18 protein-coding genes are annotated in these 20,480 nt (G+C 65.2%); 4 read left to right on the top strand and 14 right to left on the bottom strand.

Going from position 1 to position 20,480, the window contains the following annotated elements; all coding sequences use genetic code 11:
* Positions 1 to 3: 3 nt before the first annotated feature.
* The 10 genes from I1A62_RS06480 to I1A62_RS06435 form a co-directional block, all read right to left on the bottom strand.
* The gene (locus I1A62_RS06480; protein WP_219454864.1) at positions 4 to 882 is read right to left on the bottom strand and encodes an ABC transporter permease; all 879 of its coding nucleotides are present in this window, start codon (positions 880 to 882) and stop codon (positions 4 to 6) included.
* Complete coding sequence (locus tag I1A62_RS06475; protein WP_257890491.1) at positions 882 to 1,769, bottom strand: ABC transporter permease; 888 nt, start codon at positions 1,767 to 1,769, stop codon at positions 882 to 884. The genes I1A62_RS06480 and I1A62_RS06475 overlap by 1 nt, the downstream gene beginning before the upstream one ends.
* Before the next feature lie 651 nt (positions 1,770 to 2,420).
* Positions 2,421 to 3,368, bottom strand: coding sequence for a zinc-binding dehydrogenase (locus tag I1A62_RS06470; RefSeq protein ID WP_219454862.1), 948 nt, complete (start codon positions 3,366 to 3,368; stop codon positions 2,421 to 2,423).
* 39 nt (positions 3,369 to 3,407) lie between these two features.
* Complete coding sequence (locus I1A62_RS06465) at positions 3,408 to 4,406, bottom strand: acyl-CoA dehydrogenase family protein (protein WP_219454861.1); 999 nt, start codon at positions 4,404 to 4,406, stop codon at positions 3,408 to 3,410.
* Positions 4,403 to 5,515, bottom strand: coding sequence for an acyl-CoA dehydrogenase family protein (locus I1A62_RS06460; protein WP_219454859.1), 1,113 nt, complete (start codon positions 5,513 to 5,515; stop codon positions 4,403 to 4,405). Before I1A62_RS06460 ends, I1A62_RS06465 begins: the two co-directional genes overlap by 4 nt.
* Before the next feature lie 10 nt (positions 5,516 to 5,525).
* Positions 5,526 to 6,308: an enoyl-CoA hydratase/isomerase family protein gene (locus tag I1A62_RS06455; RefSeq protein ID WP_219454858.1), complete on the bottom strand. Its 783-nt coding sequence runs from the start codon at positions 6,306 to 6,308 to the stop codon at positions 5,526 to 5,528.
* Positions 6,301 to 7,107, bottom strand: coding sequence for an enoyl-CoA hydratase/isomerase family protein (locus I1A62_RS06450; protein ID WP_219454856.1), 807 nt, complete (start codon positions 7,105 to 7,107; stop codon positions 6,301 to 6,303). The genes I1A62_RS06455 and I1A62_RS06450 overlap by 8 nt, the downstream gene beginning before the upstream one ends.
* A gap of 41 nt (positions 7,108 to 7,148) precedes the next feature.
* Positions 7,149 to 7,910: an SDR family NAD(P)-dependent oxidoreductase gene (locus tag I1A62_RS06445; protein WP_219454854.1), complete on the bottom strand. Its 762-nt coding sequence runs from the start codon at positions 7,908 to 7,910 to the stop codon at positions 7,149 to 7,151.
* Between the two features lie 59 nt (positions 7,911 to 7,969).
* Complete coding sequence (locus I1A62_RS06440) at positions 7,970 to 9,166, bottom strand: thiolase family protein (RefSeq protein WP_219454852.1); 1,197 nt, start codon at positions 9,164 to 9,166, stop codon at positions 7,970 to 7,972.
* 50 nt (positions 9,167 to 9,216) lie between these two features.
* The gene (locus I1A62_RS06435; RefSeq protein ID WP_219454851.1) at positions 9,217 to 10,515 is read right to left on the bottom strand and encodes an oxygenase MpaB family protein; all 1,299 of its coding nucleotides are present in this window, start codon (positions 10,513 to 10,515) and stop codon (positions 9,217 to 9,219) included.
* Positions 10,516 to 10,775: 260 nt separating this feature from the next.
* Here I1A62_RS06435 and I1A62_RS06430 point away from each other — a divergent pair, with 260 nt between their 5' ends.
* Positions 10,776 to 11,336, top strand: coding sequence for a TetR/AcrR family transcriptional regulator (locus I1A62_RS06430; protein ID WP_219454849.1), 561 nt, complete (start codon positions 10,776 to 10,778; stop codon positions 11,334 to 11,336).
* Here the strand turns inward: I1A62_RS06430 and I1A62_RS06425 are convergent.
* From I1A62_RS06425 to I1A62_RS06410, 4 genes are read right to left on the bottom strand one after another with little or no spacing between them, the layout of a single operon-like run.
* Complete coding sequence (locus I1A62_RS06425; RefSeq protein WP_219454847.1) at positions 11,314 to 12,465, bottom strand: CaiB/BaiF CoA-transferase family protein; 1,152 nt, start codon at positions 12,463 to 12,465, stop codon at positions 11,314 to 11,316. The genes I1A62_RS06430 and I1A62_RS06425 overlap by 23 nt on opposite strands.
* A complete protein-coding gene (locus I1A62_RS06420) occupies positions 12,462 to 14,156 on the bottom strand; it encodes a class I adenylate-forming enzyme family protein (protein ID WP_219454846.1) in 1,695 nt (564 codons plus the stop codon). Before I1A62_RS06420 ends, I1A62_RS06425 begins: the two co-directional genes overlap by 4 nt.
* Position 14,157: 1 nt before the next feature.
* Complete coding sequence (locus I1A62_RS06415) at positions 14,158 to 15,285, bottom strand: acyl-CoA dehydrogenase family protein (RefSeq protein WP_219454844.1); 1,128 nt, start codon at positions 15,283 to 15,285, stop codon at positions 14,158 to 14,160.
* Positions 15,286 to 15,292: 7 nt separating this feature from the next.
* Positions 15,293 to 16,528, bottom strand: a complete 1,236-nt coding sequence (locus tag I1A62_RS06410) for an acyl-CoA dehydrogenase family protein (protein WP_257890490.1) — start codon at positions 16,526 to 16,528, stop codon at positions 15,293 to 15,295.
* Positions 16,529 to 16,724: 196 nt separating this feature from the next.
* Here I1A62_RS06410 and I1A62_RS06405 point away from each other — a divergent pair, with 196 nt between their 5' ends.
* From I1A62_RS06405 to I1A62_RS06395, 3 genes are read left to right on the top strand one after another with little or no spacing between them, the layout of a single operon-like run.
* Complete coding sequence (locus I1A62_RS06405) at positions 16,725 to 18,167, top strand: aldehyde dehydrogenase family protein (protein WP_219454841.1); 1,443 nt, start codon at positions 16,725 to 16,727, stop codon at positions 18,165 to 18,167.
* A 46-nt stretch (positions 18,168 to 18,213) separates the two neighbouring features.
* Positions 18,214 to 19,620: an aldehyde dehydrogenase family protein gene (locus I1A62_RS06400; RefSeq protein WP_257890489.1), complete on the top strand. Its 1,407-nt coding sequence runs from the start codon at positions 18,214 to 18,216 to the stop codon at positions 19,618 to 19,620.
* 44 nt (positions 19,621 to 19,664) lie between these two features.
* A complete protein-coding gene (locus I1A62_RS06395; RefSeq protein ID WP_219454840.1) occupies positions 19,665 to 20,468 on the top strand; it encodes a crotonase/enoyl-CoA hydratase family protein in 804 nt (267 codons plus the stop codon).
* The last annotated feature ends 12 nt before the right edge of the window (positions 20,469 to 20,480 follow it).

Here is a 20,480-nt window from a genome sequence, read left to right as displayed (position 1 = left end):
TTCTCATCCCTTGAACACCAGTTCCGGGCTCAATCCCCAGATGATCACCGTCATCACAAAGTTCAGTACGACGATCGCGACAAGACTTGCGCGGATCGCCCGTCCGGATGCGGATCCGACGCCGGCCGGGCCCCCGGATGCGAAGTACCCGTAGTAGCAGTGGATCAGTGTGACGACTCCGCAGAAGACCAACACTTTGGCAACTGATGCCACCAGATCGGGAACACTGAGAAACTGGGCGAAGTAGTGGTCGTAGGTGCCGGCGGGCTGACGGTGGAATATCTTCACGATCAGTCCACCGGTGATGAAGCTGATCATGAGGGCCATGAGGTAGCCCGGAAGGACCACCAGCATGCTTCCGATCAGTCGTGTGCCGACGACGAAAGGAATGGCCTGCAGACCAATGGATTCGGTGGCGTCGATTTCTTCCGAGATTCGCATGGCTCCGATTTCGGCGGTCATGCGGCAACCGGCTTGGGCGGCGAACCCGATTCCGGTGATGATGGGGGCAATGACTCGGATGTTGCCGAACGACTCGATTATTCCGGTGAGGGCTCCGAATCCCAGCAGGTCGAATGCCATGAACGCCTGGATCGCGACCACGGCGCCCACTGCGACGCCGAGGAAGAACATCAGACTGACCACGCCGCCATCGACCACCAATGATCCATTGCCCCAGGCCATGTTGTTCATGGTCGTGACGGTCTGCTTGCGGTAGTGACGGACGGTCTTGGGTAACAGGTAGATGGTCTTGCCGACGAATACCGTGATCTGTCCGACTTCTTCGATTCCGGCCCGGAACGCTCGCGCGAGCTTGCCGACGGGCAGGAGGTCGGCTATCGGGCGGTGATGCCGGCGGTGTGCGCTGTTGTTGATCGCCATTACGCCAACCTCGCCGGAAAGAACATCATCTGCAGCTGGCTCACGAGGAGGTTGGCCGCGAAGATGCAGAAGACGCTGAGAACGACCGATGCATTGACCGCATTGGCGACCCCCGTCGGCCCGCCCTTGGCCTCGAGCCCACGCAGACCGGCAATTATCACCACCATGGCCGCGAAGATCAGCGACTTGAGTATCGAAAACACCAGGTCGGTGGGCGTGGCGAATGCGCCGAACGACTGCCAGAAACTACCGGGTACGACGTCATTGACATTCGCGGAGATCAGCAGTCCGGCGGAGACTCCCGCAGCGATGATGATGATGCACAGCATCGGCGCGATAGCGATCATGGCCAGGAATCGCGGTACGACCAGGCGCTGGACCGGGTCGATACCCATGACGCGAATCGCTTCGATCTCCTCGCGAATTGCGCGTGCTCCGAGGTCGGATGCGATCGCGGACGCCGCCGCACCGCTCATGAGCAATCCGGCGGCCATCGGGGCGCCCTGACCGACGACGCCGAGCCCACTGGCGGCCCCGGCGAGCGAGTTCGCACCGACCTGGTTCATGATGCCGCCGACCTGAACCGAAACCTCGGCGCCGATCGGTACGGCCATCAGCAATGCCGGCAACGCGGTGACTTTCAGCAGTTTCCACATCTGCTCGACGACCTCGCGGAGGGGAAGCTTCAACGCCAGCGTGTCTGCTACGGCGAAACGCACAACATTGCCGCCGAGCCTGGCAGAGCGTCCGATCGTCGCGAGACTGCGTGTCGGGTTCTCCCTGAGATACTTCGCAATCCGCTCTGCCCGAGCCGGTTTGGACGGAAGATGCGGGGCGGTGGCTTTCTCTGCCCCGAGCGTCTGTATCCCCGCTAGCGACGTACTCATCGTTCCACCACTTCCGTAGCGTTGGGGGTCGTCACGTGCGCCTGCGTCTTCACAGGTCGATTACCTTTCTTTTTCACCAACCACTCGGGTAGCAGAGGTGTGCCGATCTCTCACGGCTGTGCAACATACGGGCGGGCCCGTAGCCATCGATATCGACGGAACCTCCGGCGCACCGGCCCTGGGGTTTCCATGGCCATTTGCGCGCGGAGACTATCCCGAGCCGCGATGTACGGAACGGTGACCACTCACCACATGTATGCGACTCGTGGCCCCGTGACTGATGTCACATTACGGAGAGCGTAACCTGTCACCTGTCTTTACGTCAATGCTGGTGTCCAATACACCGTCGCTGCCGGTGACCGTGCACGGGAGCCCCGTTCTGACCTAATGCTCGCGGCAGAACGGAGGTAGCGGGCGTGTGTGCCCTGACCCTCACAAAGCGAGAAGGGCCCCGGCGCACGTGCCCACGAGATTTCGTGGTCGCGTGCGCCGGGGCCGACCGGCCGCCGGTGCGGGGTGGCGAACCTGATCCGGGGTGGCTCGCGGGCCGGGGACGGACGGCTCGGGAGGGAAGGCGGTTCTGCCGGCACGCATCGTTGATGACCTGCCCGCCGATCCCGCGCCCGGTGGGTCCTACGCCGCCCGATTCGGCTACTCCTGACCGGGAAGGAGGAGCAGCTTTCCCATGGCGACCCCGTTCTGCATGGCCTGGAAAGCGGTACTCGCCTCGCGCAGCGGGAACGTCGCGTGGATGGGTGGATGGATCTCTCGGTCGACGCACAACTTCACGAGGTCGGCGAGTTCGGAAGCCGAGCCCATCGACGACCCAAGGATCGCGAGCTGTTTGGCGAAGATCAGCGAAAGGTTGATCGTCGCTTCGTATCCGCTGGTGGCGCCGGGAACGACCATGGTGCCGCCGGCCTCGAGACATTTGAGCGAGTGATTCCACGTCGCGGCCCCGACCGAGTCCATCACGTAGTCGACGCGCTCGGGAAGCCGGGCACCGAACTCGAAGGTGGCCTCAGCTCCGGTCTTCATGGCGAAGGCACGCTTGTCGTCGGTTCTGCCGGTGGCCCATACCCGCGCTCCCACCGCACTCGCGAGCATGATCAGTGCTGTGGACAGGCCTCCGCTGGCGCCCTGAATGAGGACGAGATCTCCGGCGGAGACGTGTGCCCGGGAAAACAGCATCTTGTACGCGGTCAGCCAGGCGGTGGGGAGGCAGGCGGCCTCCTCGATCGTCATCCCCTGGGGAATCGGTACGAGATTCGCCGTCGGTACGGTGACGTACTCGGCGAATGTACCGTGATGGCGTTCGGAGAGCACCGACCTTCGTCCGCCGTCATCGACGACCGGGTAGATGAGCACTGCGCGGCCGGTGTCGTCGAATCCTGCGGCGTCACAGCCGAGGATCAGCGGAAGGCGGGCTTCGGAGATGCCGACTCCGCGCAGCGACCAGATATCGTGGTGGTTCAGTGAGGCCGCCTTGACGGTGACCGTTGTCCATCCCGGCGGCACGTCGGGCAGGGGGAGGTCACCGAATCGGAGTGCGCTCAGCGGCTCGTCGGCGTCCGGTTGGGTCATGTAGACCGATTGCATCTGCGAAATCCTCAGTGTCAGGGTCCTGGCGGGCGTTGCTCAGGCGGTCAGGGTTTCCCAGAGGGCATGTTCGCCCTGGCTGAGCGCAAGCTCACCGAGACACGCGAGCCATCGGCTCTCGCTGATCGGTTCGTCCCGCCACGCCCAGATTCTGGTGGTGTAGTGGTGAAGGGGGTACTCGCGAGTGATTCCCAATGCCCCATGCAGTTGATGCCCGATGCGAGCCGCCCGGGTACCGGCCCGTGACGCCATGATCCGCGCGGTCACGGCGGTCGGGTCCACGGTTGTGCGTCCGGTGGCCTCGAGCGTGACCGATTCGACGGCACGGTCGAGTGCGGACCCGGACTCGAGCAGCGCCACCTTCAGTTCTGCGAGATTGCCCGCGACGGCCGGAATCTCGATCAGGGGCTGACCGAACTGCTCCCGCGTCTGTACCTGCAGGCGCGCCAAGCCGTAGGTGCCCTCGATCGCGCCGGTCAGGGCGGCCGAGCCCAGCAGCGCGAGCCGGCCGAGGACATCGGCGGCGGTGGAGGGGCCCGACAGTTCCTGCCATGCGTTTGCGGGAACGCTTACGTCGTCCCGCGCGTCACCACACAGGTTCATTCTGGGGGTGATCGCCACGCCCGGGGCCGTCAGGTCGATCACGCCGACCCTGTCCTCGTCCACGGTCACCAGGCGTTCGCAATGACGGGCCCAGGGAACGGCGGAGAGGGTGATCGTGTCGCTTCCGCCGGTGTGATCGAGGACTGCGATGGTGCTGCGGGCGATCTCACCTCCACTCTCGCCGAGGATCTGATTCGCCAGAGCGGCTTCCGCCAAGGGGGTGCTCACGCCTTGCGCGGCGAGTGTGCGGACCAGGACGACGAGGTCGTGAAGGGTGCCGCCGGATCCGCCGGCCCTTTCCGGTACTCCCACGGTGGTCAGACCGAGTTCGATCAGTTTGGGCCAGAGTCCGGGCAGATCTCCGGCCACGGGCAGAGTGGCGTCACTCGCCAAGTCGGTGATGAGCTCCACGAGCTCCTGCGAGGTGTCTGTCATGTTCTCTTTTCCTCACGTGCGATCAAACCGAGCAATACCTCCGCGGCACCGCCACGCACGGTGAACCCCGGTGAGGCGAGCAGGGCATGACCGAGCAGGCTGTCGGGCCGGTTCTCGGAGGGCGGCAGGATGGTCCGGGCGGCCTCGAGGACGTCGAGTTCGAATGCGTTACCCAGATATTTCAACGTCGCCGATTGCTGGACCGGTGCATGCCCTTGGTCGATCTTGCGGGCCACCTCGAAGGCGAGTCTGCGAAGGGTAGCCAGCCGGGCGACCAGTGCCCCCACCGCACCCTTGGCCGACGCATCGGCGGGATCGGCGACGTCGAGAATTCGTGCCAGGACCGGGTAGGTGGACAGGAACCGTTCGGGACCGCCGCGCTCGAACGAGAGCTGTTCGACGACTTGCTTCCACCCGTTCCCAACCGCACCGAGCACTCGGTGTTCGGGAACGAAGACATCGTCGAACAGCACCTCGTTGAAGTGTCGTTCACCGGTGATGTCGACGATCGGGGAGACACTGATTCCGTCCGACGCCATGTCGACGATGAATTCGCTCAGTCCGCGGTGCTTGGCCACTTTTCGGTCGGTGCGCGCGAGCAGATAGATGTGGGTGGCTTCGTGGGCCCCGCTGGTCCAGATCTTGCGCCCGTTGACCAGCCAACCCCCTTCGACCGGCTCGGCGTACGTGCTGACGGCGGCGAGATCCGAACCTGCGGACGGTTCACTCATTCCGAGGCAGAACACGAAATCCGACGCAACGATGCCGGGAAGGATTTCGCCCTTCAGTTCGGCGCTGCCGTGCCGCAGGACCGCGGGGCCGATCTGCCGGTCCCCGACCCAATGCGCCGCGACCGGCGCGCCCGCGCGCAGAAGCTCCTCAGCGACAGCGAGCCGGTGGATCGCCGACAGACCACGTCCGCCGTATTCGGTGGGCCAGCTGACTCCGATGAGCCAGCGTGAGGCAAGTTCCTTGCTGAATTCGAGATCGAACCCCCGCAACCAGTTGTCGCTGCGTGGTGTGTACTTGCCGGCGGTGCGCCATTGCGCGGTGAGCTCGCGCACCTCGCTGCGGAGGGCGAAGGTGCCGTCCGGTGACTCGGTTGTCATGTCGGGCCTTTCAGCGCCCGGCGTATACGCCGGGACGTCGTTCCTTGAATGCAGAGAGGGCTTCCGCCGAGTCGGCGGTCGATGTCACGACCGCCAGGTGGGAGGAGATGGTGTCCAAGGCGGTCCGGAGATCCTGTTCCATCCCGAAGTACACGGAACGCTTGATCATTTGGACGGCGATCGGTGGCTGTGCGGCAAGCTGGGCCGCCAGTTCTGTGACTGCGGAATCGAGGTGCTCCTCGGGTACGACCTTGCTGACCAGTCCGATGGCCAGGGCTTCGGCCGCGTCGACGAACTCCCCTGTGCACAGAAGCCGAAGAGCCTGTGCGACACCGACGATGCGCGGGAGGTAGAAGCAGCCACCGTCACCGGGAACCAACCCGACACGGACGTAGCCCTCGGAGAACCGGGCGGACTCGTCGGCGATGCGGATATCCGCCATCAGCGCCATGTCCATTCCTGCTCCGACGGCCGCACCTGAGACAGCAGCCAGGTACGGCTTGCTCAGGTCACGGGCGGCGTAGGCGACGTGGTGGACGTGTTCGGTCAGCAGGGTTCTCTGCGACAGCGGTGTGCGCTCCCGGTCCGCCAGCGCACCCAGATCCACTCCGGAACAGAAGGTGCCACCCGCCCCTTTCAGGACGACGACGCGGACGTCGGGATCGGCCTCTGCGGCACGCAGTGACCGAGCCCAGGTCTCGACCATCTCGAGCGTGAAGGCGTTCTTCGTCGCCGGCCGGTTCAGCAGGATCGTTGCGACGTGGTTGGTGACGCTGTATTCGATGTCAGCCACCAGCGACCTCCGTATTCGTCGCCGGTGTCGCCGACTTCGTGGTGAAGGCGGCGACCGCCGCCTTGAAGTCGTCCCCTGCCACGTTCAGGGACTGCACCCGCGCCTCGCTGTCGAGTGACTGCTCGAACGTCGAGTCGTAGGCGCCGTCGAGCAGCGATTTGGTCTGGGCGAGGGCCGTGCGTGAATAGCTGACCAGTTTGCCGACCAAGGTTTCGACGGCGCCGTCGAGGGCCTCGACGTCCGTCACGGCGGTGACCAGTCCGAGGCGGAGCGCCTCGTCGGCCGAGACCATCTCACCCAGCATGCACAGGCGTTTCGCCTGCCGGATGCCGGCGAGGCGGGGCAACAGCCAGCTACCGCCCCCGTCGACGCTCAGCGCCCGTCGAATGAAGATCTCCGAGAACCGGGCGCGTTCGCTGGCAACGACGAAGTCGCAGCACATCGCCAGATTCATCCCGATTCCGACGGCGAGCCCGTCGACGCGCGCGATCGTCGGGATCTTCAGCGCACGCAGCGAGAGCACCACACTGTTGATCCACTGCATGCGCTCGAGCTGCGTGCGGTGGGACACGCCGAGCTCGTTCCCGGATGCTTCCGCCGAGGACAGGTCCGCGCCGACGCAGAAGTCATTGCCCGCGGCGCTGAGCACGAGAACCCGGACGTCCGGGCTGCGGCGGACATCGCCCAGGGCGCGTTCGAGTTCCGCCCACATCCGCGTGTCGATGGCGTTCTTCTTGTCGGGGCGATTGAGGACTATTCTCGCGATCCCGTTGTCCATGGTGTGTTCGATGAGAGTCATCGACTGTTCCCTCGATACCCCGTTGTGTGTGCTCGGCGTAGTCACCGCGGCGCCATACGGATTGCGCCATCGAGCCGGATGGTTTCTCCATTGATCATCGGGTTCTCGACGATGTGGGCGGCGAGCAGTGCGTACTCGTCCGGGGTTCCCAGGCGCTTGGGGTGCGGAACGGACTTGCCGAGGGAGGCACGCACGTCCTCCGAGAGGCGCCCGAGCAGCGGGGTCTCGAAGATTCCCGGTGCGATCGTGGCGACGCGGATTTCCTTGCCCGCGAGATCGCGTGCCGCGACGATCGTCATGCCGACGATGCCCGCCTTCGAGGAGGCGTAGGGGATCTGGCCGATCTGTCCCTCGTAGGCGGCGACCGATGCCGTCAGCACGACCACGCCTCGCTCACCGTCGAGGCTTTCGTTGCGAGCCATCCGAGCCGAGGCCAATCGGAGAACGTTGAACGATCCGATCAGGTTGATGTTGATGACCTTCACGAAATGCTCGAGTGGTGCCGGATTGCCCGCTTTGTCGAGGATTCGCAGGGTGTGACCGCTGCCCGCGCAATGCACGACCGCCCGGATCGGCTTGCCCCCGGATTCTGCGACGTCGAGGGCGGCGTTGACCGCGGCCTCGTCGGTGACGTCTGCCGGCGCGAATCGGGCACCGATCTCGGTGGCCACTTCCTCACCGCGGGAGGTCGGAAGATCCACGATCACGACGGATGCGCCGGCCTTGCCCAGACGCTTCGCGGTGGCCAATCCGAGGCCCGAGGCCCCGCCGGTGACGATGACTGAGGCGTTCTCGATGTTCATTGCTGTCCTGTTCGGTGTGATATGGCAGAGGTGTTCTGCGAATGGTGCCGTTCTGGGGGTTAAGCGAGGCGTTCGATGATGGTTGCGTTGGCCATGCCGCCCGCTTCACACATCGACTGGAGTCCGTACCGTCCGCCGGTCTCCTCGAGCGAGTTGAGCATGGTGGTCATCAGCCGGGCACCGGAGGCTCCCAGGGGGTGTCCGAGCGCGATGGCCCCACCCGCGGGGTTGAGCTTGGCGGGATCTGCGTCGAATTCTGCCTGCCAGGCGAGGGGCACCGGGGCGAAAGCCTCGTTGATCTCGTAGTGATCGATCTCGTCGATCGTCAGGCCGGACCTGCTCAGCACCTTCCGGGTGGCCGGGATGGGACCGGTGAGCATCAGGATCGGATCGTCCGCCATCACCGCGAAGGAGTGGAATCGGGCGCGCGGCCGAAGTCCCAGCTTGTCCGCGACGGCGGCACTGGTGACGAGCATCGCGCTGGCGCCGTCGGTGATCTGGGACGAGTTTCCAGCGGTCACGGACCAGTCGATTTCGGGGAAACGCTGATCTGCCTGGGTCTTCACGAACGCAGGGTTCAAGCCGGCGAGCTTCTCGGCAGTGGTACCGGGGCGGGGTGTTTCGTCGCGGTCGACGATTCGGCGGACCCCGTCACTTCCGGTGCTGACGATGGGGACGATCTCATTGTCCAGCCGACCCGCTTCTGCTCGTGCGAGTGCCCGCTCGTGTGAGCGGGCCGAGTACGCGTCCTGCTGCTCACGGGTGATCTTCCACCTCGCGGCGATCAACTCCGCCGACACACCCTGCGGGACCAAACCGGGCGCGTATCGCTGGGCTACCGACGGACCGTAGGGATCCATGCCGATCGTGGTCGATCCCATCGGGATTCGGCTCATCGATTCCACACCGGCAACGACGGTGATGTCGTATACGCCGGCGATGATGCCCTGGGCGGCGAAGTGCGCGGCCTGCTGGCTCGAGCCGCATTTGCGTTCGATGGTCGTGGAGGGAACGTGCTGCGGAAGACCCGCGGCCAGCCACGCCATCCTGCCGACGTTGCCGGCCTGCTCGCCGACCTGCTGTACACAGCCGACCAGAACATCATCGACCAGGCCCGGATCGAGGTCGTTGCGTGCCAGCAGCTGCGAGATGGTCTGAGACAGCAGTTCGACGGCATGGAGCTCGGCGAGGGCGCCACCGGCCTTGCCTTTGGCGAGGGGGGATCGGACGGCGTCGATGATGACTGCGTCGTGCATGTAACTTCTCGTTTCGGTCTATGGACGTGATGTGAGGGCGTAGCGGCGGGTCACACTTTGTGAAGAATTTCGTGGGCGCGAGAACTGTTGCAGGCCAGTTTCAGCACGACATCCTCGGAATCGGCCACTACCGTTTCTCCTTCGCGCACCCTGGTGGCGACTCCGAAGGCTTCGATGGCCCGCCACGCCTTCGCCTCGTCGTCGTGCGGCAGCTTGCGGGTGATGCGGTCGTAGAGCGCCAGGAACGGCTTCGCCGCCGGAACCAGATAGCGGAGCCGATTGTTCGGGATGCCGAGCTGGTTGCAGATGTCGTCGCCTGCCCACGCCCGCATCAGCCCGTAGGTCAGTGTCCGTTTCTGGTCGGCGTCGAGGCGCTTGTCGATGACCTTCGGGATGACCTCGTAGCCTTCGATCTCCTCTTCACACATGTAGTCGGTGAGCGACTTCATCAGTGCCCGGCATCCCGCGTCGGCGGGGTGTTCGAGCATCTTCACGATGGCCGACTTCCGCTTGAGGTCTTGCCAATCCCTGAAGTTGATGTCCTCGGGGATGCCCATGATGTGACCGATGTACCGCCACAGAGCGGTGATGTCTTCCTTCTCCTGGTCGCTGAGCTTGATTCCGGCCTTCTCCAAGGCATCGATCACCGCCTCGCAGAACAGGCATCCCATGGTGTAGATGGAATCGACATTGCTGACGACCAGACCCCAGTCCTGCCAATCCCAGTCGTCGTTGCGGGAGAGGTGATAGCGCACGGCGGCGTGGATCCAGCGGACCTCCATGGTGGTCCGGAAACCCTCATTGTCGCGGCGCATGCCTTCGGGCTTGGAAGAATTGGCGGCCCACCGCAGCGTTTCGATCAGTCGACGACCAACCTGGTCACGCTCGATGAGCCGGCGGCTGAGCACCAGCGGCCGTGACCCGCCGTAGGTGCGGAATCCGGCACCGATGGCCGCATACGCCAGCGTCATCACGACGATCTTGCCGGCGCGCCAGTAAGCGACGCTACCGCGGTGGAGTTGGTCCCAGTCGACCCAGTCCGGCACGGTGTCAACGGACTTGAACAGTTCCATCAGTTCGGCGGGTGGGTTCTCGACCGAGTCGATTCCGTGCTCGACCGCCTGATCGAACATGGCCTTGCCGCGGCCCTTGAGCGGCTTGAGAGCCGCATACGCGCGGTAGCCGATCTCGTCGCCGATGTTGTAGTGGCTGGTGATGAATTCGAGGTCGGGTCGTCCGTAGATGCCCGCCGCATGCTCGTAGTTGACCGTCCGCCCCAGAAAACGTCCCTGCGGGACGTCGGCCGGGACATCGACACCGGCGGGTCGGACGGATTCCGTGGTTGCCATTTGAGCCTCCTGGGATTGTGCGGTGCGGCGGTGGTACGCATCACACCTGATGACAGGTTACATTATTTGTCGCTTGGCGCCAAGGGGTGTGGCCAGGCCGTTCCTCACGCGCAGCGCGCTGCGACCCTCCGCGCACGCGCTCGGCGGGGTACTGTGGCACGTAATTGACAACTTCTGTCGCGTGTCAGCTCGGCTGGCCGTGGCGACAGGTCGACACAACGGAAGTGCGGACGCAAATGCCAACTCACAGTGGAACATCGGTGACCAGGGAGCGAATCCTCGAAGCGGCGCGCCCGGTCGTCGCGCGCTTCACTGTGACCAAGTTCGGAATGGAAGACGTCGCGCGCGCCGCCGGCATCGCCCGGCAGACCGTTTACAAGTATTTCTCCGGCAAGGACGACCTACTCATCGCCATGTTCGTTCAACAGCTCACCGAGATGGGTGAGCAGCTCTCGGAGATCGCCGCCGCCGATCCCTCCGCCGAACAGTTGGTGACGCTGTTCGTCGAAGAGTTGAAGGCCGCGCAGAAATTCCCCCTCTTCGATGCCATGCTCGACCCGGCTGTGGCGCCGAAAATGGCAGAACTCGTCTTCGGCTCCGACGAACTGTTCACTGCCCGCAACGCAAATTGGTTCCCGATCCTGGAGCGGTACGTCGCGAGCGGCGTGGTCGCCGATGATCTCGACTTCGCTCGGACGGTGCGGTGGATCACGTACCAGGAGTTCTGGTTCCTGACCCACCCCACCGTGCTGACTCCGAGCGACGAGGAACGCGGAATCTACATCCGCGACTTCATCGTCAAGGCGTTGCTGGCGAAGTGAGCCCGAGCTCGGTCAGGATCGTGTCCGTGTGTTCGCCGGGGTGCGGCGCCGGACGCTGAATCTGCCCTGGTGTCCGGCTGAAGCGCGGCGCCGGGGCGGGCTGGACCACCCCTGCGTGCTCGACGAACGTCTGCCGATGTGCCAGGTGCGGATGGTGCGGCGCCTCGTTCCAATCGAGGACCGGGGCCAGACACCCGTCGCTGCGCTCGGCCAGTGCGCACCATTCGTCGCGGGTCTTGGTCCGGAACAGCGCTGACCACTGCTGTTTGCGGGCCGGCCACTGCGCCGGATCCATGCGATCCGCCTCCGACTCGACCCCGCCGCAGTTCTCGTCCAGCCCGATCAGGTCGGTCAGGACCCGGTGGAATTGCGGTTCGATCGCCCCGACTGCGACGAACTTCCCGTCGGCACACTCGTACACCTCGTAGAACGGTGCCCCGGTATCGAGGAGATTCACACCACGGTCGTCGGTCCACACTCCACGATTGCGCAGGGCGTGGATGGCAGTCGTCAACACCGCCGCACCATCGACCATCGCGGCGTCGATCACCTGACCCCGCCCGCTGTCCCGAGTTTCCAACGCGGCCGACACCAGCCCGAACGCCAGCATCATCGCACCCCCGGCAAAGTCACCGACCAGGTTCAACGGCGGCACCGGCGGCTCATCGCGGCGGCCGAATCCGTACAGCGCTCCGGTGATCGCAATGTAGTCGATGTCGTGGCCGGCGTACGCGGCCTGCGGCCCCGACTGCCCCCACCCGGTCATCCGGCCGTAGATCAGCCGGGGGTTGCGGGCCAGGCACACCTGTGGGCCCAGGCCCAGTCGTTCCATCACACCTGGGCGGAACCCTTCGATGAGCATGTCGGCACCGGCAACGAGTTCGAGTGCGGTGCGTTGGCCGTCCTCGGACTTGAGGTCGAGGGCAACCGAGCGCCGTCCCCGGTTGAGCAGATCCGGGTGGGCGCCGTCGGTTGCCAACGTCTTCCCGGACCGCGTCCGGTCGACTCGGATGACGTCGGCGCCCATGTCAGCCAACATCATTGCGGCAAAGGGCCCTGGTCCGATGCCGGCGAACTCGATCACCCGGAGCGACGAGAGCGGTCCGGTGCGCGGTGCCGGGGCCGTCATCGCGTCACCACCTCCGCACCGTCGGCAGCGGTGGCGGTGAGCCGTTCACGCAAGGTGCGTTTGAGGATCTTGCCTGCACCCGAGACCGGCAACGTGTCGATCACGTGCATTTCCTTGATGCGCTTGTACGGCAGAAGACCCGCATTGACTTCGTGTTGCAGGGTGTCGAGGTCGACGTCGGGTCCGGCGGCGAGGACGACGAAGGCCACCGGCACCTCCCCGACCGCGGCGTCCGGGCGGCCCACTACCGCGGCCCCGTGCACCTCGGGGCGAGCGAGCAGCATCTCCTCGATCTCACGCGGGTAGATGTTGTATCCCTTGTAGATCAGCATGTCCTTGCTGCGGTCGACGATCGAGAGATAGCCGTCCGAGTCCACGATTCCGATGTCACCGGTATGTAGCCAGCCCTCGGTCAGAACCTCCGCCGTCTCCTGCGGGCGGTCGTGGTATCCGCGCATGACCTGCGGGCCCCGCACGAGAATCTCACCCCGGGCACCGAGCTCGACGTCGGCTCCGGTCTCGGGATCGATCAGTTTGATCTCGGTGTCGAACACCGGGACACCGACGGTGCCGGGCTTGCCCTGCCCGGACACCCACGTGGGCCCGATGGCCACCCCCATCGTGGCCTCGGTCAACCCGTAGCCCTCGGTGATGGTCGCGCGGGAGAACCGATTGCGGATGGCGCGAATATGACTGTGCGGCAACGGGCCGGCACCGGAGCTGATGTTCCGCACGCTGCCGACATCGTGGTGTGCGAGATCAGGACTGGCGAGCAGCGCAGCGAAGAGGGCGGGTGCACCGCTCATCGATGTCACTGCGAATTTCTCCGCGTCCGCCAGGTAGGTGGCCGGGTTGAATCGGTCGTGGAGGATGAGGGTGACGCCGGCAGCGAACGGCACGCTCAGCGAGCCGACACACCCCATCGCGTGAAACCATGGGGTGAGGTTGATCGCTGTGCCGCTCCCCAGCCGGACCGGCCAGTCACCTTCGCTGCCGACCTGGTCGAACGTAAGCGCGCCGTCGGCCGTGACCTGCGGGAGCGCGCCGTGGTTCCACGCGGTGAACTGGACGATGTTGGCGACCACGTTGCGGTGGGTCAGTTCGACGCCCTTGGACCGTCCGGTGGTGCCGCCGGTGTAGGAGATGTGGGCGAGGTCGTCGAGGTGTGCCGGGTCGGCGGTGGGTTCGAGGCGGCCGTTCGTGTCGACGAACGCCGCGAACGGCTCCGAATGCGGGGCCGGCCGGGTCCCGACTTGCACCACCAGCCGCACGTCGGTGCCCGCGACGACCGCGTCGAGGGCCTGCGCCGACATGTCGTGGGTGACGACGGCGGCGGCGTTGCAGTCGTTGAGCTGAAACGCCAGATCGTCGGGAGGCAGTAGCGGATTCGTCGGGGAGTAGGTGGCTCCGGCGATGAGGGTGCCGTAGTAGGCGGCGGCGAACTCGATGCTGTTGGGCAGGTGCAACGCCACGGTGGCGCCGCGGCCGACGCCGTGCTCGGCGAGCGCGAACGCGAACGCCTTCGCGGTATCCCACAACTGCGTGTACGTGATCTGTTCCTCGCCGTGGATGAGCGCGATGCGTTCACCGTAGGCGCGGGCCGCACCGGCCAGTACGGCAGGCACCGTCACGGTCGGGTAGTCCAGGCTCCGGGGGAGCTGGTCGGGGAGAATGTCGATCGATACGGTCATGTCAGATGCCCAGACGGGTGGCGAGGCGTTCGCGCTGCTCTTCGATGCCGCCGAGGAAGGCGGTCGAGGCGTGTGCACGGCGGTAGTACAGATGCGCATCGTGTTCCCAGGTGCAGCCGATTCCGCCGTGGAGCTGGATGTTCTGCCGTGCGGCGTACATGTAGGCCTCGGAGGCGAGTGCCTTTGCCATCGGCGCGGCCAACCGCAGTTCGTTGCTGTCCGCGGTTGCGGGGTCGGCCGCCAGTTGCACCGCGTGGTAGACGGCGGACCGTGCGGCCTCGATGGCGATCAGCATGTCGGCACACCGGTGCTTGACCGCCTGGAAGCTACCGATCTTGCGGCCGAACTGTGAGCGCATCGTCGCGTACTCCACCGACATGTCCAGGCAGCGCTGGGCGCCACCGAGTTGCTCGGCGGCCAACGCGATTCGGGCCAGATCGATTGTGCGTTCGACGATCTCGGATCCGCCGCCCGCCCGGCCGACCAGGACTGCGGGAGCCTGTTCGAACGTCAGATGCGCCTGTTTACGGGTCTGATCGAGGGTGTCCAGTTCGGCGGCGGTAACGCCTGGCAACTGGGTGTCGACGACGAACAGCGAGGTCCCGGCAGCGGTTGCGGCGACCACGAGGATCTTGTCAGCGACGTGGCCGTCGGACACGAAGTAGCCTCGACCATCGAGCACGAATCCGTCCGGTGACGTGGTGGCCACTAGTGCGTGGCCCTCGACGTCGACCGCACCGGTGGCGTCGAGGAAACTCAGTGTCGCGATTGTGGAGCCGTCAGCGATGCCCGGGAGCAGTTCCTTCTGCGCGGCGGCGTCCCCGCTGACCGTGAGCGCGTTTGCCGCGAGGGCGACGGTGCTGAAATAGGGGGAACCGACGACCGCCCGGCCCATCTCCTCGAGTACCACCAACTGTTCGACGAAACCGGCTCCGGCGCCGCCGTATTCCTCGGGCAACGCCAGTCCCTGGAGCCCGAGTTCGGTGGCCATGCGCAGCCAGACCTTCTCCTCGAATCCCCGGCTTGTCGCCATCTGCGATCGGATCGCGTCGCTGGAGAACTGTTCGGTGAAGAACTGCCGGGTCGCTTCCCGCAGAGCCTGCTGTTCCTGGTCGAAAATGATGCTCATCGTTGATTCATCTGCCCTTCAAATCGCGAAATGGGATGTCGCGGTCGACCTGAGGTTCTTTCGGAAGTCCCAGAACGCGTTCCCCGATGATGTTCTTCAGCACCTCGTCGGTGCCGCCGGCGACCGACAGCGACGGCACGAACAGCAGTGTGTTGGCGAAGCTGTCGCCCGTGGGCGCCTCGGCAGGCCATGCGGCCGCCCCCGCACCGGCGAGCGCGAAACCGAATTCGGCTGATTTGTTCGAGAAATCGGTGCGGACGAGTTTGGCCACCGACCCCTCGGGTCCGGGCTGTTTGCCTTGCATGATGCTCGCGGTGATCCGTTGCCCGAGGAGACCGACCACTGTTTCCCGCATCCACAGGTCGGCGAGTTGGCGCCGGATGGACGTGTCGCCGGTGAGGCCTTTCTCGGCCGCGAGTGCGATCAGCGCCTGGGTCGAATGCACGTCATCGAGGGGGCGGACCGCCCCCAGGGAAACCCGCTCGTTCATCAATGTGGTCGTGGCGGTCTGCCATCCGTTGCCGACACCGCCGAGAACCTGGTCGGCGGGAATCCGGACATTGTCGAAGTAGACCTCGTTGAAGTGTTCCCCACCGTCGATCTGGCGGATCGGCCGCAGGCTGACCCCGGCAGTTCTCAGATCCAGGATGAACATCGTCAGGCCCTTGTGCTTCGGGACCGAGGAGTCGGTGCGCGCCAGAACTATTCCGAACTGGCAGTGATGTGCACCCGACGTCCACACCTTCTGCCCGTTGAGGACCCATTCGTCACCGTCGAGCACCGCTCGCGAGGTCAGGCCGGCGACATCCGAGCCCGCGCCCGGTTCGGAGAACAGCTGACACCAGATCTCCTCGCCCCGCAGCATCGGTTCGAGGTACCGGCGTTTTTGCTCGTCGGTCCCCGCGGCGAGGATCGTCGGTCCGCACATGCCCAGCCCGATGATGAAGACCACCAAGGGAAGGTCGTACTTGCGGGACTCCTCGTTGAAGATGATCTGCTCACGCAGCCCGAGACCCTGGCCGCCGTACTCGGTCGGCCAGTTGATGCCAGCGAAGCCGCCCTCGAAGAGCAACCGCTGACACTCCTGGTTGCGTTCGACCGCTTCGTGGTCGCCCGCGCCGACGCGGCGCCGTGAACCGTCCGGGGTTCGCAGCCAGCCATGCTGGTGTGCCTTCGTTGCGAGCCAGTCGGCCGCTCTCGCCCGAAATTCGTCCAAGGACGAATCGCTGATGGTGTCCGTCACGCCAATCCCTTCCACTACAAGGTGTGCTGTGTCACAATGGTGACATATTACATTCAATGTCGCCCGTCGCCAACAGTGGAATAACCCCAGAAGACGAGGGAACCGAATGTGGCATTGACCACAGACAGGCGACAGTTTATGTTGTGTGTCATCGCTCGGGTGACTGCCCTCGCGCGTTAGAACTGGAGATGTAGACATGACCTCGGTTGCCTCGAACAGCAATTCTGCGCCTTCCGAACTCGGGACCGTTGCCCATGCGGACGCTACTTTCCCGGCCGATGCTGTGAACACGGTCGTCCACCGACTCCGACGAACATTCGATACCGGCCGGACGGGGTCGGCGCGCTGGCGCGAGCGGCAACTCGACGCGTTGTCCCGTCTGCTGTCGGAAAACGCGAAACAGATCCAGGCGGCCCTGGCCACCGATCTCGGCCGACCGGCGGCCGACGCCTGGCTAGCCGACATCGCGGCGGTGCAACTCGAGATCAAGACCGCGCGCCGCAACCTGAAGAAATGGATGGGCGAGACCAAGGTACGGCTCCCGCTGTCACAGCTTCCCGGCGTCGGCCGGATCCGCCGGGAACCGCTGGGCGTCGTCCTGATCATCGGGCCGTGGAACTACCCGTTCTACCTGACACTCGGACCACTGGTCGGCGCGCTCGCGGCCGGCAACTGTGCCGTGATCAAACCGTCCGAGTACGCGGCCGCGTCGTCGGCACTCCTGGCGCAGCTCATCCCCCGCTATATGGATGCCGACGCAGTCGAGGTCGTCGAGGGTTCCGTACCCGAAACTGCGGCGGTGATCGATCAACGCGTCGATCACATCTTCTTCACCGGCAGCCCGGCGGTCGGTCAGCGCATCATGGCCGCCGCTGCCCCGCACCTCACACCGGTCACCCTCGAGCTGGGCGGCAAGAGCCCGGTGATCGTGACCGACGACGCCGACATCGAGGTCGCCGCCCGCCGGATCATCTGGGCGAAACTGATGAACTCGGGCCAGACCTGCATCGCCCCGGACTACGTGCTGGTCGCCAAATCGGTAGCACCGGCGCTCATCAACGCGATGATCGATACCCTCGCCCGCTTCCGGCCCGGTCCCGACTCCGCCCTTCCGATCCTCGATCGTCGCCAGTTCGATCGCATCGTGGCGCTACTCGCCAACCACGGCGGAACCGTCGTCTCCGGTGGCGGCGTCGACGAATCGGCGGTGACCATCGAACCGACGATCATTCTCGACCCGAGTGTCACCGCACCGGTCATGCAGGAGGAGATCTTCGGGCCGGTCCTGCCAGTCATTCCGGTCGACACCCTCGATCACGCCATCGACTTCATCCGCGGCCGCGAAAAGCCGCTGGCGGTCTACTTGTTCAGCCCGTCACGCCGTGCCGCGAACCGGGTGATCGCCGAGACCAGTTCGGGCGGTGTCGTCGTCAACCACATCGGGCTCCACTGCATGGCACCGAATCTTCCGTTCGGCGGCGTCGGGAACTCGGGGATGGGCTCGTACCACGGTCGGTGGGGTTTCGAAACGTTCAGCCATCGAAAGTCTCTGGTATCAACCAAGACGCGGCCGGACCTGCCGATCCTGTATCCGCCGGTCACCGCACTCAAAGAGCGGATTCTGCGTCTCTTCTTCTGAGACCACCCCTTTCACAGTTACCACGAACAACCTGGAGGAAGCTGTCGTGTCCGACTATCCGATGATCATCGACGGTAAGCCGGTGACATCCACCGAGTGGATCACGGTGGAAAACCCCGCCTCGGGAGCGCCGTACGCCCAGGCTCCGGCCTGCACTCCCGACCAACTCGACGCGGCCATGCAGTCCGCTGCACGCGCCCAGATCAGCTGGGCAGCCGACCCGGCGCACCGCCGGCACGCGCTGCAGGAGTGCGCGGCAGACCTGTCGAAGAATCTCGAGCAGATCGCCGCCCTGCTGACGATCGAGCAAGGAAAACCGATAGCGGAGTCCCGGCGCGAAATTGGCGCGGCTGCTGCGTGGTTCGCCTATTACTCCGCGCTCGATCAGCCAGTGCAGGTCGTCCAGGACGACGCCGCCGCGCGGATCGAGGTGCATCACAAACCGCTCGGTGTCATCGCGGCCATCACACCGTGGAACTACCCGATTCTGCTCGCATCCTGGAAACTCGCTCCTGCTCTGCGAGCGGGTAACAGTGTGGTGCTCAAGCCCTCGCCGTTCACACCGCTGACCAGCCTTCTGATCGGGCGACTGTTCACCGAGGTCCTGCCCGCGGGGGTGCTCAATGTCATCTCCGGACCCAACGAGCTCGGGCCTCTCGTCACCGCGCACCCCACTCCCCGCAAGATCAGCTTCACCGGCTCCACCCGAACGGGCAAGCAGGTCGCCGAGACCGCCGCCACCTCGCTCAAACGCGTGACCCTCGAGCTCGGCGGCAACGATGCCGCCATCGTGCTCGACGACATCGACCCCGGTGCGATTGCCGAGAAACTGTTCTGGTCGGCGTTCATCAACAACGGGCAGACCTGCATCGCGATCAAGCGGTTGTTCGTCCCCCAGTCCGCATACGACAAGTACGTCGAGGCCCTGGCCGCCATCGCGGACACGGCGGCGGTCGGTGCCGGCACCGACCCGGCAACCCAATTGGGGCCGTTGAACAACCCGGCCCAACGCGACCGCGTCACCGCACTCGTCGACGAGGCCGTGCGCTCTGGAGCACGCATCGCCACCGATTCCAGCGCGTACGACAGCCCCGGCTACTTTCACCGGCCGACGATCCTCGCCGACGTGCCGGACAGCGCACGTGTTGTTGCCGAGGAACAGTTCGGCCCCGCGCTCCCGATTCTCGGCTACGACTCCGTCGACGACGCGATCGCCCGCGCCAACAGCACCGAATTCGGTCTCGCCGGTTCGGTGTGGGGGTCGGACACCGAGCGCGCCCAGAAGGTCGCCGACCGTCTCGAATGCGGCACAGCCTGGGTCAACACCCACGCCGCCCCCTCCCCCAGAGCACCCTTCACCGGGGTGAAGGACAGCGGCCTCGGTGTCGAGAACGGGCCCTGGGGCCTCGACTCCTACACACAACTGCAGACCCAATACATCGCCCGCACCTAGAGAGCGCCACCAGCACACTATCGGAGATAGAACGGAAACCACTCTTGCCTGACACACGCACCTCCCCCGTCACCGTCGCACGGGACAACCACACCCTCGTCATCACCATCGACCGGCCCGAAGCGCGCAACGCCATCGACGCCGCAGTCACGATCGCCATCGGCGACGCGATGGCAGTCGCCGAGGACGACCGTGACATCCGCGCCGTCGTACTCACCGGCTCCGGCGACAAGTCGTTCTGCGCGGGCGCAGACCTCAAAGCGATCGCCCGCGGCGAGACCATCGTCCCGGAGGACGGCCCCCGGGCGGCGTGGGGGTTCGCAGGTTACGTCACCCACCACATCTCCAAGCCCACGATCGCCGCCGTCAACGGCGCCGCCCTGGGCGGCGGCACCGAACTCGTCCTCGCCAGCGATCTGGCCGTTGCCTCCACCACAGCAGTATTCGGGCTCCCCGAGGTCAAACGGGGAATCATCGCCGGGGCAGGCGGAGTGTTCCGGCTGCCTCGTCAGATACCCAAAAAGCTGGCATACGAGCTGATGTTCACCGGCGACTCCATCGATGCCGAACGCGCACTGCACCTCGGTCTGGTCAACTACATCGTCTCGCCGGACTCGGTCCTCGATCGAGCCCTCGAGCTGGCACACACCATCAGCGCGAACGCCCCGCTGGCAGTGCAGGCGAGCAAGCGAGTCGCCCAGCACATCATCGGCGGCAACGTTCCCTCCGACGCCGATGCATGGCAGTTGTCCGCACGCGAACGCGCCTCGGTGCGCAACTCCGACGACGCCAAGGAAGGCCCACGCGCGTTCGCCGAGAAGCGGGCACCGGTGTGGTCGGGGAAATAGCCTCACCCGCTA

Origin of the sequence: Rhodococcus sp. USK10 (assembly GCF_019378875.1) — a bacterium.
Classification (GTDB): Bacteria; Actinomycetota; Actinomycetes; order Mycobacteriales; family Mycobacteriaceae; genus Rhodococcus_F; species Rhodococcus_F pseudokoreensis.
This window is presented reverse-complemented; position numbering and strand designations above follow the sequence as displayed.